This window comes from Paraburkholderia sp. RAU2J (assembly GCF_003634845.1).
In the GTDB taxonomy this organism is placed as follows: Bacteria; Pseudomonadota; Gammaproteobacteria; order Burkholderiales; family Burkholderiaceae; genus Paraburkholderia; species Paraburkholderia fynbosensis.
The window spans coordinates 3,667,465-3,693,152 of record NZ_RBXG01000001.1 but is presented as its reverse complement, the minus strand read 5'-3'; the positions used below and the strand labels follow the sequence as shown (position 1 = coordinate 3,693,152).

Sequence of the window (25,688 nt, the reverse complement as noted above, 5' to 3'; positions counted from 1 at the left end):
GACGGCGCTATGTCGAACCCTATCGTTCCCGATCCGCACGCCTCCGCTAAAGTCGCCGAAAACGTCGAGCGGCGTTGGGCGATCCTCGCGGTGATGCTCGTCGCGAGCACCGTCGCGGTGGTGATCTTCACCGGCCTGCATTGGTCGTGGATGCCGCCCTCGCGCGTCGAGACCATTCGCCCCGAGACGCTCAACGTGTCGGGCGAGTTCATCGAGAGCAACCTCGGCAGCGCGGTGGAGCCCGACGGTTCGGTGACGCTGCGCATTATCGCGCAGCAGTACTCCTTCACGCCGCAGTGTCTGCTGGTGCCCGCCGGCGTGCCGATCACGTTTCGCGCAACGAGCGCGGACGTCGTGCACGGCTTTCTCGTTACCCATACCAACATCAACTCGATGGTCGAGCCCGGCTATATCTCCACGTTCAGGACCACCTTTGCGCAGCCGGGCGATCATCTGATGCCGTGCCATGAGTATTGCGGCACGGGCCACCAGGGGATGTGGGCGCATGTGAAGGTCATCGACAAAAACGCGTTCATGCAGATGACCGCCCATTCGCGGAGACTCAGCTGTGTTAAATAACAAGCGACTCGTGCTCGCGCATTTCTGGCTGGCGTTCGGCGTCTTCGGCGCGGCGCTATTGCTCGGCGCCTGGCAGATGTATGTGCGCAGCCCGCTGCACGCGTGGCTGCAGGACTCCGAAATCTACTACCGCTCGGTGACCGAGCACGGCACCGTGATGGGCTACGTGTTCCCGACGCTCGTGGCGATGGGCTTCGGCTATGCGGTCACCGAGCTTTCCCTCAAGCGCGCGCTCATCGGCGTGCGCTGGGCGTGGGCCGGGTTCGTGCTGGTGGCGGCGGGCGCGGTTATGGCCTCGATCACGGTCGCGCTCGGACTGGCCTCGGTGCTCTACACGTTCTATCCGCCGATGATCGGCAACGTCTTCTATTACCTCGGCGTGGTGCTGGTGGTGGTGGGCTCGTGGATATGGGTGGCGCTGATGTCGGTGAACCTCGCGGCGTGGAAGCGCCACAACCCCGGCATGCCGGTGCCGCTGCCGATGTTCGCGAGCGTGGCGGGTGCTTATCTGTGGGGTTGGACCGCCGTGGGCGCGGCGCTCGAAATCATCTTCCAGATCCTGCCGGTCGCCTTCGGCTGGAAGACGACGATCGATGCGGGCCTCGCGCGCGTGTTCTTCTCGTGGACGCTGCACGCGATCGTCTATTTCTGGCTGATGCCGGCCTACATCGCGTTTTACACGATCGTGCCGCGCGCGATCGGCGGACGGCTCTACAGCGATATGATGGGGCGCATTTCGTTCATTCTGTTTCTCGTGGTGGCGATGCCGATCGGCATTCACCACCTGTTCGCCGATCCGCAAGTGGGCTCGGGCTTCAAGTTCCTGCAGTCGGTGTTCACGGCGCTGGTGGCGGTGCCCACGCTTCTGACGGTGTTCACGATCTGCGCATCGGTGGAGATCGCCGCGCGCCTGCGGGGCGGCAAGGGCGCGTTCGGCTGGCTTCGCGCGCTGCCGTGGGACAACCCGCAGATGCTGGCGCTCGCGCTCTCGTTCGTGATGCTGGGCTTCGGCGGCGCGGGTGGCCTCATCAACATGAGCTACCAGCTCGACTTGACGATCCACAACACGCAGTGGATCACCGGGCACTTCCACCTGATCTACGCCGGCGCGATCGTGATCATGTACTTCGCCATTGCCTACGACTTGTGGCCGCAGATCACGGGCCGCGTAATGACGAACTGGAGGCTCATGCGCCTGCAACTGTGGCTGTGGTTCATCGGCATGATCGTGCTGACGTTCCCGTGGCACTGGGTCGGCATTCTGGGCATGCCGCGCCGCATGGCGTACTACGACTACAGCGACCCGGAGATCGCGGCGCAGGCGATCTGGGTGGCGATGTCGGCGATCGGCGGCTTCATCCTCGTGCTCTCGGCGATCGTGTTCTTCGTGGTTCTGATTCAAGGGCATCGCAGCGAAGCCGCCGCGCCCGAGGAATACCGCTTCAGTACCGCGGTGCACGAGCCGCGTACGGTGCCGGTGGCGCTCAACGGCTTCGCGCTGTGGCTCACGCTGATGGTCGCGCTGACGGTGCTCAACTACGGCTATCCGATCGCGCAGTTGATGGCAAGAGGCGACACCGTCCCGGTAATTCCGATTGGAGCCCGGCGATGAGCGAAGAGCGCCTGTTCTCGTGGAGCAATCGCTGGTTCAAGGCGAGCGTCGGCGTCACGGCCGCGGTGTTCGTGTTCGGCGTGGCGGTGGGTTTCGTGTGGCTGCCGTCGGTGCAGCGCGATGCGCAGTTCCAGGGCCTCTGGAATGCGATTTGCAGCGCGGCGGGGGTGCCGCAGCGGTGGCTCGGTAACGAGCCGCCGGTGGCGCCGCAAGTGCAGGTGAGCAAAGTGGAAGTGACCCCCCAATTGCTCGCGGGGGCGACGCAGCTATCGATCGGACGCGGCGCCACGCTCGCGCTGCGCTGCACGATGTGCCACGGCGAGCGTGGCATGAGCGGGGCGAATTCGCCGAATCTGGCAGGTCAGTACGCGATCGCGATCTACAAGCAGTTGCAGGACTTCCAGAGCGGCGCACGCGCGAACGCCGTGATGTCGCCGATGGCGGCGAACCTGAGCGACCAGGACATGCGCGATCTGGCCGCCTACTACGCGTCGCTGCCGCGACCGAGGCTGGCGCAGGGCCTCAATGCGGCGGCCGCCCCGGGGATCGTCATGCACGGCGCGCCGCTGCGCAATATTCCGGCGTGCGCGACGTGCCATGGCGGGATCGACAACAAGGCGGGCAGCCCCTGGCTCGACGGTTTGCCGGCGGCCTATACGCAGGCGCAGTTGCAGGCGTTCGCGTCGGGCGAGCGGCATAACGATATCTCGGAGCAGATGCGCAACATTGCGCGCAATATGACGCCGGATGAGATCGCCGCTGCCGCTTCTTACTACGCAAACCTGGCGCGGTAATGAAGCCGCGCGCGCTAGCCTGCGCCTTCGGCGACCTTTCGGCCTTGCCGAAGCTGCAGGGGAGTCCGGCCGGTCCTCTGGCGAATCACGCGGACGAAATGCGAGGCATCCGAGAATCCGGCGCGTCGGCCGATTTCAGCGGTTGTTACGTGATCAAATGTCCGTGACTCGAGCATACGCACGGCCGCTTCCATCCTGGCTTTCAGCAACTGTTGACCGAACGTCTCGCCGCTGCTTGCCAGCACCCGGTGCAAAGTGCGACGCGACACATTCAACACTGCTGCAATGTCGCTTGCAGTCAACTGCGACTCAGTCCGACGCTGCATGATGCACTCGTGAATCCGTTCGAGCAGGGAGCGCTCCGCAGGCGATGTCTTGAGCGATTCGCCCGAACGCTCGTGGGCCGTCAGCGCAAGCAATGCACCGAGCTGATCGGCGAGAACGGATTCAGCCAGCGGCGCGCGAAGGGCGAACTCCGGCGAGAGTTGGCTTACATAGCTTGACAGCACCCGCCCCCATCCGGAGTCTGCTGCAATTACCCGACCTGTCAGTCCCTCCACGTTCGAGCCCCAAGTGGCCAGCCATTCTGGCGGGAGCGTCAAATTCAGGAAGTCGTAGGTGTCCGGACAATTCATCTCGAACTCAAGCTGCGAATCAAAAAGTGCCAGCTCGCCAGGCAGAAGCCGCGCCTGACCGCGGTGCGTCATTGTCCACGCGAGGTTACGGCTCGTCACGAGGTGAAACGAACGACCCCGACTCCGCGCAATCTCCCGTGGCGTGGTCAGGGCGGCGTGTGCTGATCCACATTGGGCGGTTACCATAATCGCACCGAGCGGGGCGCTCAAAAGGTTCGACTCGAACTGGCGGGGCGACTGGCAACCGATCACCATCGGCACGAGGGAAGAGGCGAGAACGTCGGCCCAGTAGTCGAGCCGCTGCGCCGGCGGCACATCTTGCGTAGACAACCGCGCAATCGAAGGTGGCTCGATACTCGGCATATCCTCGCCCTCCTTATGGTGAGGAAACAAAGGATAGGTCGCTGAGGTTGCCAGGTCAATCAGCGTTCATGGAAGTGTAGGAATCCGAACTCGAGATGAGAGCCTTTGTGAATCATTGAGCCCATGATGGATGCCCTTCGCCGAGCGTTTTAGCGCGGAGACGACTTTATCTGAGGCAAGGCGCACATCAGTCAAGTCATGCACCCCGTTCGGCTGTCACGCTGGCACCGGCCGGCCCTGGCACTTACAGACCATATTTCTCGTATGAATGGCACGATCAGTCAATCCGGAGGGCGAGGCCGCATCTAAACTGCAGACCGTAAGGAGCATAGTCGGGGAATTGGGTAAGCGAAGAAGGCTTTCTTCACATCGTACGGATCGTTGTGGCACGGCGTGCGGTTGTCCAGTCGCAATGCCGAAGCAAAGCCCGGCAGAAGAGTGAAAGCTAGAACGTGTGTGCGTCGCTTGAAAGCTGAGCCGCGCCTCGATCTACCGGCTCAAGCCATCAATAAAGATCCGTTAGCCCGGCTGATATCACGATACCCCCATGAATTTCTTCGCGGAATTGGCCGAGCAGTCGGAGCGGCTCCGTTACCTTCCAACTCGTCGGCTGTTTCAATCAGATACCCGGGTCGAGCAGATTGCCCGACTACGTTATCTGGCTTGGCTTTGGTTAGCCGGTGGCGTTGCGATGGCGACTGCGACCAGGATCTGCTTTCACCTTGAAGCTCGCCTTGGCACAGCGGGATTTGTCTACCTGATTGTCATTGTGCTGCTGTCATTAATGGACAGCTTCGTTACTTCTGCAGTCTTTTCGATAACCGCCGTTGGCTGTCTTGCTTTTTTCTTTACGCAGCCGATCTTCACCTTTCGGGTAGGTGAGTTACGCGATCTTGCAGCGCTGATTGCTTTTCTAACTACGTCACTCGTCATCACAACACTGGTGAGACGCGTACGTTGGCTCGGCAAAGCAGCGTGCGAGCAGGCCAGGCTCCTCGATCTGTCTCACGACACCGTCTTTGTTCGCGACATGAACGCCGTCATCACGTACTGGAATCACGGTGCGGAGGAGCTCTATGGATGGAAAAAGGCGGAGGCACTCGGCAAGACTTCCCATCAACTCTTGCAAACCCGCTTTCCCGTTTCTCTTGACGACACCATGAGCACGTTGCTCACGACCGGACGCTGGGAAGGCGAACTCATTCATACCACGCGGGACGGGTCGCAAGTCGTGGTAGTCAGCCGCTGGTCATTACAGCGCAGCGCGAACGGACACCCAATCTCGGCGCTCGAAACCAACAATGACATCACGCTGCGCAAGCGCGCCGAAGACGCGCTGCGCCGAAATCAGGCCGCCTACCTGGCTGAAGCCCAGAAACTGAGTCTCACCGGCAGTTTCGGCTGGGACCCCGCGAGCGGGGAAATCTTCTGGTCCGAGCAAAGCTTCAGAATCTTTGGATACGAGCTGGACGTCACGCCCACGGTCGAGCTAACGCTCCAACGCGTGTATCCCGACGATGTTGCTCTTTTCAGGCAGGTGATCGACAAGGCGACGAGCGGCGAACAGGAATTTGATTGTGAATATCGTCTGCTGATGCCGGACAGGTCGGTCAAGCATCTCCACGTCGTTGCCCATGTCGTGACCGATGAGCCTAACAAGCGGCGGTTCGTGGGCGCGATAATGGACGTGAGCGCGGCGAAGCTGGCGGCGCAAAAGTTGCACGAGGCACAGACCGAACTCGCGCGTGTTACGCGTGTGACAACACTGGGAGAACTAAGCGCTTCGATCGCTCACGAAGTCAGCCAGCCGCTCGCCGCAATTGTCACAAACGGCGAAGCTTGTCTGCGATGGCTGGGGCACCCGACCCCGCAACTGACGGAGGTGCAGAACTGCGTTACGCGCATGATTGGCGAAGGCCGGCGCGCGAGCGAAATTGTTCACCATATCCGCACGCTGGCCAAAAGGGATTTTCTGCAGAAGACGCGGCTGGACCTCAACGACGTGATCCATGACGTTGTCGGCCTGACGCAGCGTGAAGTTTTGAGTCACAAGGTATCGCTCTGCCTTAGACTGACGTCTGAGCTGCCCCCGTTGCTGGGCGATCGGGTTCAGCTTCAGCAAGTGATCATCAATCTTATGATGAACGCAATCCAGTCCATGGACGGCATTCATGGCCGGCCCCGTGACCTGCTCATCGAGTCGCACATGGACCAAGGTGGAAATCTGGTCGTCGCAGTTCAGGACTCAGGATCGGGGATTGATCCAGAAAACGCCGATCGACTATTCGATGCCTTCTTCACGACGAAACCCAGCGGACTCGGTATGGGATTGTCGATCTGTCAATCGATTGTCGAAGCTCACGGAGGACGGATGTCGGCGGCCAGCAGGCAGGGCCACGGCGCGACATTCCAGTTCGGCCTGCCTGCGATCATCGAGCGTCCGGATGACGCACGAGGACAAAGCGAATTCCGGGAGTTGCGCAAAGTTGCAGCGCAATAGGTGCGCCGCGGCATCTACAGGGGCCACATTCGCACAGCACTGTCAGCTTTTGATTCCGGAGCATAGAATTATCTTCATCGATTGCGTGCGCTCCACGGCATACGCCAAGCACAGATCTGCAGACCGACTCGAGCTTCAGAAATCCTCGTCCTGATCACGAGCGAGGTGCGCCAGCCGATTTTGCGGTGTCCAGAAGAAAAACAGATTGAGCGAGAAGCGTTCGCTGCGGCATGAGGGAGGGAACCGGTGTCGGTATGCCGAGCCTCGCCGCGCATTCTGCCGCCAGGGAGACTCTGATGAGTGCGGGACAAAATTCGACTTCGATCAAAGGTACTGGCGAAGGCGTGCCATCGGTAGTTTACATTGTCGACGACGACGAAGCGATAAGGCTCGCGCTAGGCGCGCTGCTGCGTTCCGTTGGGCTGCGTGTTGAGACGTTCGCTTCCTCTCGGGAATTCCTGGCGTTTCCGAAGTATGACGCACCGAGTTGCCTGGTTCTCGATGTCAGGCTGCGAGGCGAGAGCGGTCTTGCATTTCAGGAAGAGGTTGCAAAGAGCGCGCTTCGCATGCCGATCGTTTTCATGACCGGGCACGGTGACATCGCCATGTCGGTCAAGGCCATGAAAGCTGGCGCTCTCGATTTTTTTGCCAAACCTTTTCGCGACCAGGACATGCTGGATGCAGTCACTTATGCGTTGACCCGTGACCGTGAGCGCCTCCTGGCCGAGCAATCAATTGCTGCGCTCCGCATTTCCCACGATTCATTGACGCCGCGAGAAAAGCAGGTCATGGAATTCGTCGTGGCCGGCCTGCTGAACAAGCAGATTGCCGCGGAAATGAACCTCAGCGAAATTACGGTAAAGGTTCATCGGGGACAAGCGATGAAAAAAATGGCCGCGCGCTCGGTAGCGGATCTCGTCAGAAAGGCAGAAGTGCTCGGCGTTAAGCCGCATTCGGCAGGATCGGTTTGACAGCGTGGGGCCCAGCAGTTGCAATGTTTCGTGTGTCATCTGCATGGTATATGCGCGTTGGCGCGGGCTGTTCCGCATTCCGCCGTTTAGGTAAGCCATTGGGATCAGCGCTGGAATAGCACGTTTCTACGACATAGTCGCGCGCGTCCCACTGTGCGCTTACAAGGCGCTCAAAAGACCCGTGATCCTGTACCGAGCGACCGATAACGCAGCACACCGCGAGTGCAACCAGCGCGACAGAAAACCTTATGTGGGGAGACCGGAACCTTCGCCGGTGTGGTCGTCGCAATTCGGGATTCAGCTCCGGGACTCGCTCTTGCGAACCTGGACCAACTCTTTGAGGCCTTTTACACAACCATACCAAGAGGCCGCATCGGCGAACTTCGGCCGTTCGAAACCGCAGTTAGACCGTTATTCCTGGTCGGGTACATATACAAGTGTATGAGAAGCCCATGCCAATTCGCTAGTAAAGCTAGCCGTTCGTAGCATGGCTTTAAGCGCCACGAGTTTCTAACCTAGTCTCATGGACGCTCCCGCGCATCTCCGAAAAATTCTCAATGGTCTGCGGCAGGCTCAACGGCATGCGCGCGATAACCAGGACTGGAACCCAGAAAAGTGAAAGAAGGATTTTGCAAAAATACGGGCTTGGAATGCTTGTCGCAAATGATTAGTCACGTTCATGAGGAGTGTTGAGATCCATGGTGCCGTCACTTACCCCGAAATCGTTTGAAACGATTGTCTATGAAAGGAAAGGTGCTGTCGCCTACATCACGCTGAATCGCCCCAAGGTTCTCAATGCATTGAACCAGAGAGCCATCAGCGAATTGAAAACAGCTCTCGAAGCCGCTCGGGATGATTCCCAGGTCAGCGGCGTCATCGTCACGGGCGCGGGTGATCGCGCATTTATTGCGGGAGCGGATATCGGCGAACTTGCGAACGCGATACCGGTCGAGGCCGAGCAGCACACGCGTGACGGGCAGGCTTTGCTTAATCTGGTCGAAAGCCTCGGCAAGCCAGTCATAGCAGCGGTCAACGGTCTCGCGCTTGGCGGCGGATGCGAGACTGCATTGGCGTGCACGATTCGGCTCGCAGCATCAACCGCGAAATTCGGGCAACCCGAAATCAAACTCGGCCTCATTCCGGGCTTCGGCGGAACACAGCGTCTGGCACGCCTTGTCGGCAAAGGAATCGCGCTGCAGCTCATTCTCACTGGCGAGATGATCACCGCCGAAGAAGCGCTTCGCATTGGCCTTGTTAATGAAATCGTCGAGCCGTCGAAGCTTCTCGCGCGGGCAGAGGAGCTTCTCGCGCAGATCGCCGTGAATGCACCACTCGCGGTGCGTTACGCCATTGCAGCCGTCAACCGCGGACTCGACGGTTCGCTGTCCGAGGGGCTCGCCCTCGAAGGAGCCCTGTTTGCGCTGTGCGCATCCACTGACGACAGGACGGAAGGCACGAAAGCATTCCTCGAGAAACGGCCACCAAAGTTCACCGGCCGATGAATAGCGACCGTCGATACGACCGTCGTCGCTGCCTGAAATACGGCGCGTAATCAACGCGACGAGGTTAGTCCCACCGCATGGAGATGATTAGATGACTACCGGCAATCACGTCTTCTCGGGTCTGAAGGTACTCGATCTGGCAAGCTATATTGCAGGGCCGGCCGCGACGACGATCCTTGCCGATTTCGGCGCCGACGTCATCAAGGTGGAACCGCCCGGTACGGGTGACGCCTATCGATTCTTCTCGGCCATGCCACCGAATCCGACTAGCGATGTCAACTACGCGTGGCAGCTGACGAACCGCAACAAGCGCAGCATTGCCATCGATCTGAAGTCTCCCCATGCGAAAGAAGTGGTGCAGCGCCTCGTGCGCTGGGCCGATGTTGTCGTCGTCAATTTTCCACCTCGCGTGAAGGCTTCTCTGGGCGTCACTTATGAAGATCTCTCGCCACTGAACGAGAAGATGATCTATGCGGATATCACAGGGTACGGTTCCGAGGGGCCGGAGGCCGATACACCAGGGTTCGACGTAACCGCCTATTGGGCACGCTCGGGCCTGATGGAAGTGACGCACGATGCCGGAAGCCCGCCGACGCTTCCGATACCCGGCATCGGCGATCACGCGACGGCGACAACGCTCTATGCGGCGATCGTCACAGCGCTTTATGTGCGCGCGACGACGGGCAAGGGCAGCCACGTCTCGACTTCGCTGATCGCAAACGGTATCTGGGCCGCGGCAGCGTGGGTCGAAGGCGGCCTTAATGGCGGCCATTTCTTCGCGCAACATAACCGTAAGTCTCCACCCAATGCGCTGCTCAATCCGTACCAGACGTCGGACAATCGCTGGATTCTGCTTGTTGCTGCGCAGCGCAAGGACTGGCCCGGCTTCGTGAAGACGATCGGCAGGCCCGAGCTACTCGAAGATCCGCGTTTCACCGACGACAAGCGCACGGCCAATGCTGCGCAGCTTGTTGAGATTCTTGATCCGCTGTTTGCAAGCCAGCCGCTTTCCCACTGGAAGGAAGTGCTGACGGCGGGCCGCGTGATTTTCGGCGTCGTGCAGATCGCGCAAGAGATCATCGACGATCCTCAACTGTCGGCCAACGGCATCGTCGTGCCGCTGGAAGTTCCCGGCAGAGCAGGCGCCCGTACCGTCAGCAGCCCCATTCAGATCCACGGCGCACCGAAGGTCAAGCCCTCGGTCGCGCCCCGGCTCGGCGAACACGGTGCGGGCATCCTGAAGGAACTGGGATTCGACGACGACGATATTGCGAGGCTGACCGATGGCGGCGCCGTTGCCCGCTTCGACGATAAATCATGAGGTAGCGCATGCGGGCGCCGGACCAGGCAAACCGCCGCCCGGCTTCGCATACGTCGTGCCGCAGCACACATGGAGATGCACATGACTGAAGACGAAGTACGCTCGACCGCCTACACCATGCCGTTGACGAGTCCCGCCTATCCTAAGGGGCCGTTCCGGTTCGTCAACCGGGAATTCGTGATCGTCACGTATCGCACCGATCCGGAGGCGCTTGCCCGCGTGGTGCCGGCACCGCTGAAGCCGACCGAGCCGATTGTCAAATACGAATTCATCAACATGCCCGACTCGAGCGGACTCGGCTCGTACACTGAATCCGGCCAGGTCATTCCCGTGACGTTCAACGGCGTGGCGGGCGGGTTCACGCACGCGATGTATCTCGACAGCGAAGCGGGCATTGCCTCCGGCCGCGAATTGCTGGGTTTTCCGAAGGTGTTGGCGCAACCGAAGCTTGAGGTGCGCAAGGACGCCCTGGTCGGCACGCTTGACTATAACGGCGTACGCGTCGCCACCGCGACGATGGCCTACAAATACGCCGAGCTCGATCTCGCCGGCGTCAGGAAGTCGCTCGAAGCGCCAGGCTTTTTGCTGAAGATCCTGCCGAATGTGAACGGCACCGCGCGGGTCTGCGAGATCGTCAAATACCACGTCGACGATCTGACAGTGAAGGGCGCCTGGTCGGGACCCGCGTCCCTGGAGCTGCACCCACACTGCTTTGCGCCCGTCGCGAAGCTTCCCGTTCTCGAGGTGCTGTCAGCCGTCCATATCCTGACGGATCTGTCTCTCGGGAATGCCGAGGTCGTCTACAACTACCTTGCGTAGACGTTATCAGACTCACTGTGCGAGATCGCCATGCCCGAGACGAAGACCTCCCAACCGTCGCTGCCTGCACCCGACAGCGACTTCTATCAGATCCACGACATTCTGAGCGAGAAAGAGCAGGCCATCCTCAAGAAGGTGCGCCATTTCATGGAAACGAGCGTCGCCCCTGTCATCAACCAGTACTGGGCCGAGGACCGGTTTCCGTTCGATCTGATTCCCGGTGTCCGCGAGCTGAACATTGCCGGTATCGGCTTCGAGGGCTACGACTGCCCGGGCGGCAGCACCTTGCTCGACGGCTTCATCGCAATGGAGATCGCGCGGGTCGATGCATCGATCGCGACGTTCTACGGCGTGCATAGCGGCCTCGCGATGGGCTCGATCTACCTGGGCGGATCGGAAGAGCAGAAACAGAAGTGGTTGCCACCGATGGCGCGGATGGAGAAGATCGGCTGCTTTGGGTTGACCGAGCCGCTCGTCGGTTCCGGTGCCGGCGGGGGCCTGCTGACGACGGCCAAACGCGAAGGCGATACATGGATCCTCAACGGCCAGAAGCGCTGGATCGGTAACGCGCCGTGGTGCGACGTCTCGATCATCTGGGCGCGCGACGTCGCGGACAATCAGGTGAAGGGCTTTATCGTCGAGAACAAGACCACGCCGGGATTTTCCGTCGAGAAGATCGAGCGCAAGGTCGCGCTGCGCGTGGTGCAGAACGGCGTCATCACAATGGATAACTGCCGTGTGCACGAAGAGAACCGCTTGCAGGGCGATCTGTCGTTCCGCGACACCGCGCGCGTGCTCCGCCTGACCCGGCAGTATGTCGCGTGGGAATCGGTCGGTTGCAGCATGGGCGCGTACGAACATGCGCTGAAATATGCGCAGACGCGTGAGCAGTTCGGCAAACCGATCGCTTCTTTCCAGATGATCCAGGATCACCTCGCGAAGATGCTGGGCAACATCACCGCGTCGCAGTGCATGGTCGTGCGGCTGGCGCAGTTGCAGGACCAGGGCAAGCTCAAGGACCAGCATGCATCGCTTGCCAAGGCCTTCTGTACGGTGCGCATGCGCGAAACGGTGGCGTCGGCCCGTGAGATTCTGGGCGGCAACGGTATTGTGCTCGACTACGACGTCGCCCGCTTCTTTGCCGATTCCGAAGCGCTGTACTCCTATGAAGGTTCGCGCGAGATGAATTCACTGATCGTCGGCAAGGCGGTCACCGGTTTCAGTGCGTTTGTTTAAAATTAACGGAGCTCATCTGTCATGGCCAAGCCAATCAAACGCGTCGCGATCATTGGGACAGGTGTTATCGGTGCGAGCTGGGCCGCGCTGTTCCTTGCGAAAGGCCTGGAGGTGGTCGCCACCGACATCGCCCCCGACGCCAAGAAAAAGCTCGACGATTTCGTCTCGGCCGCCTGGCCTGCACTGGAGCATCTGGGCCTCGCACCGGGAGCTGCGCCGTCGAAGCTCGAATTCACTGACAACCTCGATGCCGCCATCGCCGGCAGCGATCTGGTTCAGGAAAACGGCCCGGAGCGAATCGACTTCAAGAAGGATCTCTACCGGCGTCTCGATGAGGCCTTGGCGCCGGACGTGATCATCGCATCGAGTTCGTCCGGCTTGACGATGAGCGAGATTCAGTCGGCTTGCCCGAACCACCCTGAGCGGTGCGTGATCGGCCATCCATTCAATCCACCCCATCTCATTCCGCTTGTCGAGATTGTCGGCGGCGCAAAGACGTCGGAAGAGACGATAGAACGCGTCAGCGCGTTCTATCGCGGTCTGGGCAAGCGGACGATACGCCTGCACAAGGAGGTGCCGGGCCACGTTGCGAATCGTCTGCAGGCAGCGCTTTTTCGCGAGGTGGTCCACCTGATCGCGGAGGGGGTGGTCAGCGTGGCCGACGCCGATGCCGCCGTTTCGTGGGGCCCGGGCTTGCGCTGGGGAATCATGGGGCCGAGTCTTCTGTATCACCTCGGCGGCGGTCAGGGCGGCATCGAGCATTTCTTTGAACAGTTCACCGGCCCGTTGACGGCATGGTGGCATGTGCTAGGTACGCCGGAACTGACGCCCGATGTTCGCGCGACCATCATCAAGGGTGTCCATGATGAGATCCAGTCACGCTCCTTACAGGAGGATCTTGCGACGTATCGCGACGAGGTTCTGATGGGCCTGCTGCGTCTGCGAGGAAAGGAATGACGCTTTGTGCCACAGGTGCGGCGTGTCCAGGGACGCTTGACTATTGGCCACTGATCCAGAAGACGAGCGTAATTGTCTGGCATCGGGTTGGTTCTGGTCTCTTTGAGAATATGTACCCGGGGTAACGATGTGGATATTCCGTGTCGATGAGCCTCGTCTCGGGGGCATCCGCATTCGTGAATGGCACCGCCGTGCGCGTCATACGGTCGGCCTGCTCGTTCTGCTGCTGGGCGTCGCCGCCACCGGCCTCGTCTTGCTCGATCAGACCCATGCCTCTTTTCCCACCAAAGTGTTCGCGGCCCTTTGGGATGGGGTCAACCTCGTCTCGACACTCGGTGACTTTACCGAGTTCAATCAGCCTCAAAAAATCTTCATGCTGCTGGCCATGTTCGCGACGCTGCTGATCGGCGGATTCGCGGTGTCGAGGCTCACCGGCATGCTATCGGGCGACGATGTAATGGCTTATCGGGAGAACAGGGTCATGGAAGGCAAGCTCGCACATCTCGCCAATCATGTCGTAGTGGTTGGATTTCATTCGCTCGGGGAACTGGTCGCACACAGCTTGCGCGAAGCCGGACAGACGGTGCTCATCCTCGTGGGCGATCAGGATCAGGCCAATCGGGCGGCGGATCGCGGCCATATGGTCGTGCTCGGTTCGCCGGGCGTGTTCGACGACGTGCTCAAGGGGGCGCGGCTGGACAGCGCCAAAGCGCTGGTCGTGACGACGCCCGACAGCAATAACAATCTGGCGATCACCCTGTTGGCGCATACGCTGAATGCCTCGCTTACGATTGTCGTCCCTGGCGAAAATCCCTTGAGAAAGGGGCTGTTCGAGAGCGCGGGGGCATCCGGCGTGGTTATCGTCGATGAGATCGTGGCGAATGCGCTGGTCGGCAAGCTCACGGCGCGGGTGGAAGAAGCGCCATGAAACCAGCGGATTCCGCGCCGTCTCATCTGCATCGCATGCCCTTCCTGCAGCGACTTCTGCCCGTCAATCCCGCACAACTGCGGCACGACATCATTACCGGGATCACGCTGGCGGCCTTGGGCACTCCCGAGGTGATGCGGCACACGAAGATCGCCGACATGCCCATCGTCCATCAGGCATACCGCAATGCCCAATTGTTTGCAATTGGGTAGAATCGATCGCGAAAGGCTCAGGTTGGTGATACAAATGCTGATGACGCGAGCGACCTTGGAGCGATCACATGCCGGTCTTCAGAACAAAACGTGTGCCGCGTTCCGTCGTCATTGCCGTGGCGGCGGTTCCTCTGGCGGGCGGGTGTGCCAATGCGCCGTCTATCGGGGTGCTCGGTGCGTACTTTCCTGACTGGCTGTTCTGTATCGTCGCGGGCGTTGTGCTCACGGTCGCCATCTATCTGATTCTCAAGCGTTTGCAGGTCGACCGTCTGCCGGGGCCTTCAGCCGTGGTATATCCCGCGTTAGTCACCTTCCTTTCGCTCGCTGCGTGGTTGTTGCTGTTCCAACATTGAATCTCCTTAGGTGGATGCGATGGCGACAACTGTCAGCACGACATCGAAGAGAAAGTGGCCGGCCGTCATCCTGGTTGTGGTGACGCTGTTGTTGCTGCTGTTCGTCATCAGGCTGCTCGACCGCGCGCCGCGCACCGACGACGCCTACGTCTACGCAGATACGATCGACGTCGTGCCCGAGGTCAACGGGCGCATCGTCGAGCTGGCGGTGCGCGACAACCAGGCAGTGAAGCAGGGCGATCTGCTGTTCAGCATCGATCCGCGTCCTTATCAGGATGCGCTGACGCGAGGCAAGGCATCCCTCGTCGCGCTCGATCGCCAGATCGAGCTGACCCAGCGCACCGTCAATGCGCAGCAGTACAACGCGCAGTCGGTGCGTGCGGCCGTCGAGCGCGCGCGCGCTGCCGCGGGCCAGGCGTCCGATACGCTGCACCGCATGGAGCCGCTGCTGTCGCACGGCTATGTGTCGGCGGAGGACGTCGATCGTGCGCGCACCGCGCAACGTGCGACGCAGGCCGAACTCAGCGCCGCGCAACTGCAGGCGCAACAGGCGGCAGCGGCCGTGAGCGGCGTCGACGCGCTGGTTGCGCAGCGTGCCGTCGTCATGGCCGAGATCTCGATTGCCGAGCTGAACCTCGAATATTCGACCGTGCGGGCGCCGTTCGACGGACGTATCGTGTCGTTGAAAACATCGACGGGGCAGTTCGCGTCCGCGCTCAAACCCGTCTTCACATTGATCGACACGCGCCACTGGTACGTGGTCGCGAACTTTCGCGAGACCGAGCTCAAAGGCATCCGGACGGGCACGCCCGCCACGGTCTATCTGATGAGCGATACGGGCCAGCGCTTCCAGGGCAGGGTCGATTCGATCAGCTATGGCGTGGCGCCGGACGAAGCCGGCTTTGCATTGCCGGGCGGGTTGCCGCGCATTCAACGCACGCTTAACTGGGTCCGCGTCTCGCAGCGCTTCCCGGTAAAGATCCTCGTCGACCATCCGAACCCCGAGCTGTTTCGCGTCGGGACATCGGCGGTGGCTGTTCTGCACCCCGGGCGCGGCGACGACGGCGAGCGCCATTGAGGACCGCCCATGGCCGCCGCCGACTACCTGCCTGTCACGCTGCGCGATGCAGGCGCGTTCCTCAGCCGCGAGCTTGCGTCTTTCCCCGGCCGCGTCAACGTGATGTTGCGTTGCATGTTGACGAGCGCCATCGTGATCGTCGCGTCGATGACGCTCGAAGTGCCGGAGCTTGCACTGTCGTTGCTGGTGGTGTTCTATGTGACGCAGGCGAACGTCGTGCTCACGCGGCTGGTAGGCCTGATGTTCATCGTCGGATCGACGCTTGGCATCGGTCTGTCGATCCTGCTGATGAAATTCACATTCGACTACCCGTTGCTGCGCATCGTTATGGCGAGCCTGCTGTTCTTCGGCAGCGTGTATCTGCTACGCGTTCTCAAGATCGGTGTGGTGTTCTTCATCGTAGCCATCATTGTGATTTACGTGCAGAGCTTCGTCGACCGGACCGATCAGGCCGACCTGCTGATCCGCGCGGTGTTATGGGTATGGGTCGCCGTCAACTATCCGATCGCGCTGACGCTCGTGGTCAACACGCTTTTGTTGCCCGTCGAGCCGCAATTGCAGCTCAAGGCGGAAATTCATCGACAACTGGCGGCGCTGGACGCGCGCCTGACGCAACTGATCGACGGCACCACCCACGCCGAGCCGATCACGCTGGCGGCCGTCCAGCAAGGCGCGCTGACGCTGCAGAAGCTGCTGCGGTTTACGACGATGCGTGACGCCCACTATCGCGAGCATCAGGCGCGCCAGCTTGCGTGCATTGCAACAGTGTCGCGTCTTTATCGCGGAGCGAGTGACCTGCCACCCAGGTGGCCGGGCGCGTCGGCAGCGCAACTCGGGATGTTGCGCGAGTTGCACACGAACTGCCGTGCGCTCGACGAAGCGGTGCTGACAGACGAGCCGTATCGCTACGTGAGCACGGCAACAGCAGAAGAACGCGCTGCCGCCGATACGTTTCCCACCGCGGCCGAATTGCAACGGGCGCTGCGCGCATTCGCCGATCTCACCGCAAGCGATGTCGAACCCGGCAAGCCGCCCGCGAGCGAGCCGCTGCTCGCGCCCGACGCATGGACCAATCCCGCGTACGCGCGCTTTTCGCTGAAGACGCTGCTCGCCGTGCTGGCCTGCTACGTGTTCTACAACGCCGTCGACTGGCAGGGCGTCCACACGATCATGCTGACGTGCGTGATCGTCGCGCTGCCGAGCCTCGGCGCATCGGCGCAGCGCGCGTTGCTGCGGGTGGCCGGTGCTGCCATCGGAAGCGCGCTGGCGCTGTTCATGGTCGTGTTCGTCGTTCCTCATCTCGACGACATTGTCGGTCTGCTGCTAATGACGCTGCCTGTCGTCGCGTTCGGAGCATGGATCTCGGCCGGTTCGGAACGGATCGGCTACGCGGGCGTCCAGCTGATCTTCACCTTCTCGCTCGCCTTGTTCGAACGGTTTGGCCCAACCGTCAATCTGACTGAAATACGCGACCGGCTGGTCGGCATTCTGCTGGGCGTCGCTGTGGCGACTTTTGTGCAGATGTCGTTCTGGCGCGAGGGCGAGGGCGACGTGTTGCGGCAGAAACTCGCAACGATGCTGCGTGCGATTGCCGCCCAGCTACGTGCGCCAGAGGCTGGCAGCGACGAACGGGATGAGTTGCCGTATGCGCAGCGCCAGTTGCAGGCGTGGGCCGTGCTGACCGATTGCGAAGCGACGCTGTCGCGCGTCGCACTCGAGCCCGGCTGGCAAGAAGCGGAACAGGCCCAACTGACGCTGCGCGCACAAACCGTCCTCGCGCAGGGGCGCGAGATCATGCTCGCTGGCGATGCGCTGCACAAGGCGCTGGCGGCTCAAGCGGGATCGTCGAGCCCGCAGGCCGTGGGCGCTGCTCGGGCGGCTCAGGTAGCGGCTTGCGCCGAGGTCAACCGATACGCGGACCAGCTTGCCGTCAGCCCGCCCGAGGCGTACGCTCCGCAACGCATCCGGATTGCGGCCCAGGTCGTCGAACCAGCCGATCAGCCGCTCATCGTTGCCGCGGAAGATCTGTCGCGGCAGGTCGCAGGGCTGCCGGACTGGCGCATCGAGGCACCCGTCGCGACGAGTTCTTCACAGGCCGTGCGAACATGAATACGCGATCAGGTTTGCAGGCCTCGCGATGGCGCCGATGCCTTGTATGCGTCGCGTGGATATCGTCCGTGCTGTCGGGGTGCGCGCTGATCCATCACAACGGCAAGCCCTATACCGAGATCGCGCCCGAGCAGATCAATCTTGCTGAGGACATCCATCTTGCACGAGAGGGTTGGCCCGCGGCGCGCTGGTGGGACCGCTATCGCGATGCACAGCTCGACGCGCTCATCGATCAGGCGCTCGCCGATGCGCCGACGATGGTGATCGCGCGAACCCGCGTCGCGCAGGCGAAGTCGGACGTCGAGCTTGTCAGGACAGGGTCGAGCCTTCAGGTAGTGGCGCTTGGCCTGCTGGATCGCCAGCACGTTTCCGCGAACGGCTTTATCGGCCCGTTCGCGATGAACGAGCCGGCCTTGGGACTGACGGGCCCCTGGTACACCGAAGGCATCGTCGGACTTGGCGCAAGTCTGAACGTCGATATCTGGGGCAAGCAGCGCGCGCAGGTCGCCGCGTCGCTCGGCGTGAGCAATGCGCGGCTCGCCGAGACGTCCGCCGTCGAGCTCGAAATCTCGACGGATGTCGCGCAGCTGTACTACGGCATTCAAACGACTTATCAGCTCATCGATCTGCTGAGCGAATCGCATGAGGTAGCGGAGTTCGCAGTGCAAGCACACGAAGCGCGCGCGGCGCGCGGCCTCGAAGCCCGCACCCTGCTCGAAGAAGCACGAGCGCAGCAACTGGCCATCGAAGGGCAGATCGTGTCGGCGCAAGGGCAGATCAAGCAGTTTCGCGAATCGATGCGCGCGCTGGTCGGCGCGGGCGCCAACGGCTTGCCGGCGATCGAGCCCGTCGCGCTGCCGCGCTCAAAAGCGGCCCTGCCGGCGACGCTTTCCTATGAACTGCTCGCCCGGCGGCCCGACCTACAGGCGATGCGATGGTATGTAGAGTCATCGTTCGACCGGATCGACGCAGCGAGAGCGGCGTTCTATCCGAGCTTCGACATCAAGGCGTTCTTCGGCTTCAACGCGTTGCATCTCGCGGACCTCTTCACGCATGCCAGCCAGCAGATCAACCTGATTCCGGGCCTGTACTTGCCGATCTTCGACGGCGGCAGGCTCAACGCAAACCTGAGCGGCGCACGCGAGGGGAGCAACCTGTTGATCGAGCAGTACAACCAGGCCGTCCTCAACGCGGTACGCGATGTCGCGCAGACCGGCAGCCGTTTGCAGACCCTCGATGCGCAGACCGGGTTGCAGAAACAACGGATCGAATCGGTTGCGTTCGCGAGGGACAGCGTCGAAGCATCCTATCAACGTGGACTGACGAGCCGGCTCGCGGCGCTTGAAGCGCGCCAGCCGGTCATCGCCGAACAAGTTGCGCTGCTCACACTCAACGCTCAGACGCTCAGTCAGGAGATTGCACTGACGAAGGCGCTCGGCGGCGGTTATCGCGCCGATCAGCCCGTCGAACTGAAACCGCGTTGAACGGCGCATGCATAGGATTCAGAACTGCTGCGCCCGCAGCGATTCGAATTCCGTGCGGCACGCGTCGCCGAACGTGGCGAGGATGTCGATCGAGCCATCCGCGAGCATCTCGCGAATCTCGACGAAGGTTTTGTCCGGCGCAAGGTAGGTGTCCACGATCTTGCGTCCGATCACGTCGGCTTCATCTGCGACTTCGCGCGACGAATGGACGCGCATAAGGCCGATCTTCCCGTGGAGATTGCCGAGCGAGGAGAGGTCGGGTTCATTGTGTTGCAGCGCGTGGACATAGCACTTCGTCGCTTCCTCGATGAACTCCTTGTAGAGCTCCTGCCGCCGCACGCGGTCATTCGCTCGCCACTCCGCGCGAACCCGGGTGCGTTGGGTCAGCCATGTTGCAAAAACGGAAGTCAGGGCGCCGACGGCGGCGCCGACGAGCGCAGACAGTGCGGGGATGACCGATGGGTTCATAGCGCATTTTCTCTCTGCCAATCACCGTCATCCATATTAGCGCCGGTGCGTGCATTTTCCACGATACGTGTGGGATGCAAGCTTCGCGTTTGCGCCGGCTGCGCTAGGGTTTTTGTTCAAGGACTGAGAAAGCCGCGCAGACCGCCCGCAGAGAAAAAATCCAGTCCGCGTTGCGCGGCAGCAGTGAGGGACGTTTCCAGGTAAAAACCCTTAGTCACCCAATGCCGGCGGCGATTAGCCGTTGCCGAACAGCCGTGCTCCCTCCCGCATCACCCTCTCTCGCTCCCCCGTTCAGGGGATATTTCCGGATCGCGTTCGCGCCGATCATTTGTCTATTGGGACGACACAGTACGCCAGCGCAACGATGAAGCCGTGTCTGCCCGTCATCCAGTTCAGGACTTAAGGAGATTCAGATGCGGGACGATGTCCAGGCCGCCGCGCCCTCGGCTTATGCCTATCCATTGCTAATCAAGCAACTGCTGCACACGCCATTCGTTCAGGCGCCGGACCAGGAGATCGTGTATCGCGCACAGGTGCGGATGACCTATACGACGCTGCGCGAGCGCATCGCGCGCCTCGCCAATGGACTGAGCCGACTCGGCACGCGACACGGCAGCACCGTCGCAGTGATGGACTGGGATAGTCACCGTTATCTTGAATGCTATTTCGCGGTTCCGATGATGGGTGCCGTCCTGCAGACGGTCAATGTGCGCCTGTCACAGGCTGAGATCGCTTATACGATCAATCACGCTGGCGCGCAGATACTGTTCGTTCACACCGATTTTCTGCCCGTCGTCGAGGCGATCAAAGACCAGCTCGAAACGGTGCGCACCTTCGTCTGGATCGACGAAGAGGGCAGCGAGGTCTGTGCACACTCCATTCCGTTTTCCACCGAATACGAAGCAATGCTTGCCGCAAGTTCGGAGCACTACGAATTTCCCGACTTTGACGAGAACACCCGCGCAACGACGTTTTACACGACGGGGACGACGGGCCTGCCCAAGGGTGTCTATTTTTCGCATCGTCAACTGGTCCTGCACACCCTGACGGTCATGGCGGCATTGTCGAGCCCCGAATCCGGGCAGCGTTTTCATCGCGGCGACGTCTATATGCCGCTCACGCCGATGTTTCACGTGCACGCATGGGGCATGCCCTACATCGCCACCGTACTGGGTGTGAAGCAGGTCTATCCGGGCCGCTATATGCCGGACCGGCTGGTGCAACTCGTGCGTGACGAAGGTGTGACGTTTTCGCATTGCGTCAGCACGATTCTGCACATGCTGCTCAGCTGTGGCGAAGCGAAGTCCGCCGACTTCAGCAACTGGAAGATCGTCATTGGAGGCGGGGCGCTGACGCGCGGGCTCGCGCGTGCGGCACTCGATCGCGGCATCGACATCTTTGCGGGCTACGGCATGTCCGAAACGTGCCCCGTGCTGAGTCTCGCGCAACTGCGGCCCGGCGCCGAGGCGCTGGACGCGGATGAGCAGGTGCGCCTGCGCTGCAAGACGGGAACGCCCGTACCGCTTGTCGATCTGCGCATCGTCAATGAAAGCATGGAGGAGGTCGTCCATGACGGCAAAGCCTATGGAGAAATCGTCGTGCGCGCGCCCTGGTTGACCCAAGGCTACCTGGACAACCCTGAGGCTTCCGCTCACCTTTGGAGCGGCGGTTACCTGCACACGCAGGACATCGCGAACATCGACCCGACGGGAAGTATTCAGATCACGGACCGTGCCAAGGACGTGATCAAGTCGGGAGGCGAATGGATTTCGTCGCTCGAAATCGAAAGCCTGATTTCGTTGCACCCGGGCGTGGCCGAAGTCGCCGTCATCGGAATCAGCGATGAGAAATGGGGCGAGCGGCCGGTGGCGCTGGTGGTGCTCAACGAGGGCGTCGTCACGACCGAAGACGATATCAAGCGTCATGTTCTGACGTTCAGCGTGTCGGGACGGATCTCGAAGTACGCGGTGCCGCAAATGGTCAAGTTCGTCGAGGCGCTGGAGAAGACAAGCGTCGGCAAGATGAACAAGAAGTGGCTGCGTGCGCAGTTCGCCTGATCGGATACAAGGAGCAAATACGATGAGCATCAAGGAATACAGCATCGCGACGATCGAGGACTTCGTCGGTCGCGAACTGGGTCTATCGGATTGGGTCGTCGTCGACCAGGCGCGCATCGATGCATTCGCGCAATGTACGGGCGACACGCAATGGATCCACGTGGATGTCGAACGCGCGAAACGCGAGAGTCCCTTCGGCGGAACGATTGCACATGGCTATCTGACGCTCGCGATGCTGGCGGCGCTGGCGATCGAGATCGGTCTCATTCCGGAGGACGCGTCCGCCGGCCTCAACTACGGGCTGGACAAGGTGCGCTTCATGACGCCTGTGAAAGCCGGAGCGCGTGTGCGAAACCGCGTGACGTTGCTGGCGGTGGAGAGAAAGGGCGGCGGCCGGATCATCGTCAAGACGATGAACGAGTTGCAGATCGACGGCGAGGATAAACCAGCATTGATTGCCGAGACACTGGCAATGCTGGTTGCGTAACCGGATGTGTTTAACAAGGCTGAAAAAAGTCGTTTGAGGAGCAGCAAAATGGCGGTAAGCACTGAAAACCTGTCGCAAGGCGAACAAGTGGACGATCTCGCGGCGTCTGCGACGCAAGGCATGTTAGGCCCCAACCCGTTTGTTGGACTGCGTCCGTGTGACGTTCTCGCCACCGCGCAACAGATCGGCGCACAGGCGTTGCGGCAACCCGCTCTCGTCGTGGAGCAGGAAGCGAAGCTGGCCCGTGAGCTGATCGCGGTGCTGAGCGGCAATGGGCAATGCACGCCGCCGCAGGGTGACAAGCGCTTCGGCGACGCAGCGTGGCAGGACAATTCGCTGTACCGCATGACGCTCCAGGGCTATTTCGCGTGGCGTGAAGCACTTTGCGGGTTTGTCGATCGCTCCGCACTCGATCCGAAGACCAAGGAGCGTGCGCAGTTCGTGATGTCGCTGTTCACCGACGCGATGTCGCCGACCAACACGCTGCTCGGCAACCCAGCGGCGCTCAAGAAGATCGTCGATTCCGGCGGCGCGAGCCTGCTCGGCGGCTTCAGGAACATCGTGACGGACATGCTGAAGAATCAGGGCATGCCGGCCCAGGTCGATAAGACGGCATTCGAGGTGGGCAAGAGCCTTGGTACGTCGCGCGGCGCCGTGGTGTTTCGCAACGAAGTGCTGGAATTGATCCAGTACGCGCCGAAGACCACGCACGTCTACAGTCGCCCGCAACTGATCGTGCCGCCACAGATCAACAAGTTCTACGTGTTCGATCTTTCGGAAGGCAAGAGCATTGTCGACTATCTGGTGAAGAGCGAGTTCCAGGTCTTTGCGGTGAGCTGGCGCAATCCCACCGCCGCCCAATCTCACTGGGATCTCGATACCTACGTCACGGCACTGCTCGAAGCGATCGCGGCGGTGCGCGATATCACGGGCAGCGACGATGTCAATCTGCACGGTGCATGCTCCGGCGCGATGACCATCTCGGCATTGCTCGGACATCTGGCAAGCCGCGGCGAAAAAACGGTCAATGCTGCCACGCTGATGGTGGCCGTACTGGACAACACGGCGGACTCGCAACTCGGTCTTTTCGCGACGCCCGAGGCGATCGCGGCGGCCAAGCAAAACAGCACGTCCCGAGGCGTGCTCGCCGGTGAGGAAATGGGCCGCGTGTTCGCCTGGATGAGACCCAACGATCTGGTGTGGAACTACTGGGTCAACAACTACCTGATGGGCAAGACGCCGCCCGCGTTCGACATCCTGTACTGGAACAACGACACAACGCGCTTACCCGCCGGTCTGCACGGGCAGTTGCTCGACATTTTCATGGACAACCTGTTCACGAAGCCTCGCGCTCTGAGCGTCCTCGGCACGCCGATCGACCTGTCCGAGGTGACGTGCGACAAGTACGTGGTGGCCGGCATCACCGATCACATTACGCCCTGGAAAGGCGTCTACAACACGGCTCGGCTGTTTGGCGGCGATACGCGGTTCGTACTGAGTTCGAGCGGCCACATCCAGAGTCTGATCAACCCGCCTGGCAATCCGAAAGCGAAGTTTTACCTCAATCCCGAATTGCCCGCGAACGCCGACGCATGGCTCGCGCGTGCGCAGGCCGAGAAGGACTCGTGGTGGGGCAACTGGCGAGACTGGCTGTGCGCGCGTTCCGGCGAACGGCGAGCCGCGCCAACGGTGCTCGGCAACGAGCGGCATCCGTCGATCACGGCGGCGCCGGGAATCTACGTCATGCAAGCCTGACGTGCCACACGCTGGCGGCGTGGCCGTCATTGAATCAACATACTTTGTCTGGAGAACCGATTATGGAATCAACCCATCCCAACACCCTTTTTGCTGAATACATCAAACTCATCAAGCAGTTCAAGCTGCCCGGAATCGACGCGAGCGCCATTCTGGAGTCGCGCCGCAAGGACATCGAGGCGCTGGCAGCCGCCAACACCACGGCGCTGACGGGCATGCAGTCGCTCGGTCAGAAACAGATGGAGATTTTGAGCGCGACGATGACGCGGCTCCAGTCGCTGGTCGCGCAGCAGAGCGGATCGCAGAGCAAGCCGGCCGCGGGCGAAGCGGTGCAACAGGCGTTGCACAAGGCGCTGTCGGACATGCAGGAACTCGCCGAAACGGCGTATCGCGCCCAGGCTGACAGCTACGTGGTGATCTCGAAGCGCGTAGCCGAGAATGTCGAGGAGTTGAAGGCACTCCTGCAACCGGCGAGATAACGCAGCAAAGTAAAGCGGCACGGCGCCGCGTGGCGCCGATGCTATGACGAAGCGTGTCGCGAGGAGTTTGTGTCCGGATGGGAGAAATGAATAACAGTCCTGAGTCAGTCAGCAGCATGGAAATCCAGATGATCGATCTGGATGGCCAGATCGTGCGCGTCGGCGTCCGGCATGGCAGTGACGCCTCCCCGCCGCTTCTGATCTTCAACGGCATTGGCGCCAATCTGGAACTTGTCGAGCCATTCGTCGAAGCACTGGGCGATGTCAGCGTCATCATCTTCGACATTCCCGGAGTGGGCGGATCACCGGCGCCTCTCGCGCCCTATCGGTTTTCGACACTCTGCGTGCTGGCCGACAAGCTGTTGCGGCGGCTGGGGCATGACGGACCCGTCGATGTGCTCGGTGTGTCGTGGGGCGGCGCGCTCGCGCAGCAGTTCGCGCGGCATTATCCCGTGCGCTGCCGCAGACTGATCCTCGCTGCGACTTCGCCGGGTGTTCTAATGATGCCGGCCAAATTCTCCGTTCTGTCGAAGCTGATCGGTCCCAGGCGTTATACCGATCCGGCCTATCTGGAACGGATCGGGCCGGAGATCTACGGTGGCGCTTACCGGCGCGATCCGGGGTTGCTCAAGGAGCACAGCCGCCATATTCAGCCGCCGCGCGGTCGCGGATACATTTATCAGTTGATGGCCGCCTGGGGCTGGACCAGTCTTCACTGGCTCCGTACGTTGCGTCAGACGACGCTCGTCATGCACGGCAACGACGATCCCATCGTGCCCTTGTCCAACGCCAAGATTCTTGCGTCGCACATCCGCAATGCGACGCTCTATGTCATTGACGACGGTCATCTGTTTCTCATTACGCGAGCGAAAGAAGTCGCACCCGTCGTGCGCAGGTTTCTTCGTCAGGAGGGGACTTGATTTTCCGGATTCGCGACGATCGAAGCGTAAGCCGCGCCTCACCCGATACACGGGAGAACCACAAGGAAC

Annotated in this window: 23 protein-coding genes; 21 read left to right on the top strand and 2 right to left on the bottom strand. The window is 61.2% G+C overall.

The annotated features are described in order from the left end of the window. Positions 1-9: 9 nt before the first annotated feature. From B0G69_RS16795 to B0G69_RS16785, 3 genes are read left to right on the top strand one after another with little or no spacing between them, the layout of a single operon-like run. A complete protein-coding gene (locus B0G69_RS16795; RefSeq protein WP_121318782.1) occupies positions 10-579 on the top strand; it encodes a cytochrome C oxidase subunit II in 570 nt (189 codons plus the stop codon). Next, on the top strand, positions 569-2,191 hold the full coding sequence (locus B0G69_RS16790) for a cbb3-type cytochrome c oxidase subunit I (RefSeq protein ID WP_121318780.1): 1,623 nt from the start codon (positions 569-571) through the stop codon (positions 2,189-2,191). Before B0G69_RS16795 ends, B0G69_RS16790 begins: the two co-directional genes overlap by 11 nt. Continuing rightward, positions 2,188-2,985, top strand: a complete 798-nt coding sequence (locus B0G69_RS16785) for a c-type cytochrome (RefSeq protein WP_121318778.1) — start codon at positions 2,188-2,190, stop codon at positions 2,983-2,985. Before B0G69_RS16790 ends, B0G69_RS16785 begins: the two co-directional genes overlap by 4 nt. A 14-nt stretch (positions 2,986-2,999) precedes the next feature. On the opposite strand, the gene B0G69_RS16780 is transcribed toward B0G69_RS16785, so the two are convergent. Next, positions 3,000-3,983: a helix-turn-helix domain-containing protein gene (locus tag B0G69_RS16780; RefSeq protein ID WP_121318776.1), complete on the bottom strand. Its 984-nt coding sequence runs from the start codon at positions 3,981-3,983 to the stop codon at positions 3,000-3,002. Positions 3,984-4,530: 547 nt separating this feature from the next. Here B0G69_RS16780 and B0G69_RS16775 point away from each other — a divergent pair. The 13 genes from B0G69_RS16775 (at position 4,531) to B0G69_RS16715 (ending at position 19,453) form a co-directional block, all read left to right on the top strand. Then, a complete protein-coding gene (locus tag B0G69_RS16775; RefSeq protein WP_121318773.1) occupies positions 4,531-6,483 on the top strand; it encodes an ATP-binding protein in 1,953 nt (650 codons plus the stop codon). A gap of 296 nt (positions 6,484-6,779) precedes the next feature. Continuing rightward, positions 6,780-7,454 (top strand): response regulator, encoded by a 675-nt coding sequence (locus B0G69_RS16770; protein ID WP_121319487.1) that lies wholly within the window; start codon positions 6,780-6,782, stop codon positions 7,452-7,454. 698 nt (positions 7,455-8,152) lie between these two features. Next, the gene (locus B0G69_RS16765; protein WP_121318771.1) at positions 8,153-8,956 is read left to right on the top strand and encodes an enoyl-CoA hydratase-related protein; all 804 of its coding nucleotides are present in this window, start codon (positions 8,153-8,155) and stop codon (positions 8,954-8,956) included. A gap of 91 nt (positions 8,957-9,047) precedes the next feature. Beyond that, complete coding sequence (locus tag B0G69_RS16760; protein WP_121318768.1) at positions 9,048-10,277, top strand: CoA transferase; 1,230 nt, start codon at positions 9,048-9,050, stop codon at positions 10,275-10,277. An 81-nt stretch (positions 10,278-10,358) separates the two neighbouring features. Continuing rightward, complete coding sequence (locus B0G69_RS16755; RefSeq protein ID WP_121318766.1) at positions 10,359-11,096, top strand: acetoacetate decarboxylase; 738 nt, start codon at positions 10,359-10,361, stop codon at positions 11,094-11,096. Between the two features lie 30 nt (positions 11,097-11,126). Further along, on the top strand, positions 11,127-12,332 hold the full coding sequence (locus B0G69_RS16750) for an acyl-CoA dehydrogenase family protein (RefSeq protein ID WP_121318763.1): 1,206 nt from the start codon (positions 11,127-11,129) through the stop codon (positions 12,330-12,332). 21 nt (positions 12,333-12,353) lie between these two features. Further along, positions 12,354-13,289, top strand: coding sequence for a 3-hydroxyacyl-CoA dehydrogenase NAD-binding domain-containing protein (locus B0G69_RS16745; RefSeq protein ID WP_121318760.1), 936 nt, complete (start codon positions 12,354-12,356; stop codon positions 13,287-13,289). A gap of 253 nt (positions 13,290-13,542) precedes the next feature. Further along, on the top strand, positions 13,543-14,217 hold the full coding sequence (locus B0G69_RS16740) for an NAD(P)-binding protein (RefSeq protein ID WP_241991338.1): 675 nt from the start codon (positions 13,543-13,545) through the stop codon (positions 14,215-14,217). Beyond that, positions 14,214-14,429: a hypothetical protein gene (locus B0G69_RS16735; RefSeq protein ID WP_121318756.1), complete on the top strand. Its 216-nt coding sequence runs from the start codon at positions 14,214-14,216 to the stop codon at positions 14,427-14,429. Before B0G69_RS16740 ends, B0G69_RS16735 begins: the two co-directional genes overlap by 4 nt. A gap of 68 nt (positions 14,430-14,497) precedes the next feature. Further along, a complete protein-coding gene (locus B0G69_RS16730; RefSeq protein WP_121318754.1) occupies positions 14,498-14,782 on the top strand; it encodes a YtcA family lipoprotein in 285 nt (94 codons plus the stop codon). A gap of 19 nt (positions 14,783-14,801) precedes the next feature. Next, a complete protein-coding gene (mdtN, locus tag B0G69_RS16725; protein WP_121318752.1) occupies positions 14,802-15,860 on the top strand; it encodes a multidrug transporter subunit MdtN in 1,059 nt (352 codons plus the stop codon). A gap of 9 nt (positions 15,861-15,869) precedes the next feature. Further along, positions 15,870-17,969 carry an FUSC family protein gene (locus B0G69_RS16720; protein WP_121318749.1) on the top strand — a complete coding sequence of 700 codons (2,100 nt, stop codon included), beginning with the start codon at positions 15,870-15,872 and terminating at the stop codon, positions 17,967-17,969. Next, positions 17,966-19,453, top strand: coding sequence for an MdtP family multidrug efflux transporter outer membrane subunit (locus tag B0G69_RS16715; RefSeq protein WP_121318747.1), 1,488 nt, complete (start codon positions 17,966-17,968; stop codon positions 19,451-19,453). The genes B0G69_RS16720 and B0G69_RS16715 overlap by 4 nt, the downstream gene beginning before the upstream one ends. An 18-nt stretch (positions 19,454-19,471) precedes the next feature. Here the strand turns inward: B0G69_RS16715 and B0G69_RS16710 are convergent, their stop codons facing one another. Continuing rightward, the gene (locus B0G69_RS16710; protein WP_121318744.1) at positions 19,472-19,921 is read right to left on the bottom strand and encodes a hypothetical protein; all 450 of its coding nucleotides are present in this window, start codon (positions 19,919-19,921) and stop codon (positions 19,472-19,474) included. A 413-nt stretch (positions 19,922-20,334) separates the two neighbouring features. On the opposite strand from B0G69_RS16710, the gene B0G69_RS16705 reads away from it, so the two are divergent. From B0G69_RS16705 to phaZ, 5 genes are all read left to right on the top strand, one after another. Continuing rightward, a complete protein-coding gene (locus B0G69_RS16705) occupies positions 20,335-21,978 on the top strand; it encodes a fatty acid--CoA ligase (protein WP_121318742.1) in 1,644 nt (547 codons plus the stop codon). 22 nt (positions 21,979-22,000) lie between these two features. Next, complete coding sequence (locus B0G69_RS16700) at positions 22,001-22,465, top strand: MaoC family dehydratase (RefSeq protein WP_121318740.1); 465 nt, start codon at positions 22,001-22,003, stop codon at positions 22,463-22,465. A gap of 48 nt (positions 22,466-22,513) precedes the next feature. Next, positions 22,514-24,220, top strand: coding sequence for an alpha/beta fold hydrolase (locus tag B0G69_RS16695; RefSeq protein ID WP_199731236.1), 1,707 nt, complete (start codon positions 22,514-22,516; stop codon positions 24,218-24,220). Between the two features lie 62 nt (positions 24,221-24,282). Then, the gene (locus B0G69_RS16690; protein ID WP_121318736.1) at positions 24,283-24,699 is read left to right on the top strand and encodes a phasin family protein; all 417 of its coding nucleotides are present in this window, start codon (positions 24,283-24,285) and stop codon (positions 24,697-24,699) included. A gap of 86 nt (positions 24,700-24,785) precedes the next feature. Further along, on the top strand, positions 24,786-25,619 hold the full coding sequence (gene phaZ, locus B0G69_RS16685) for a poly(3-hydroxyalkanoate) depolymerase (RefSeq protein ID WP_121318734.1): 834 nt from the start codon (positions 24,786-24,788) through the stop codon (positions 25,617-25,619). Positions 25,620-25,688 lie beyond the last annotated feature (69 nt).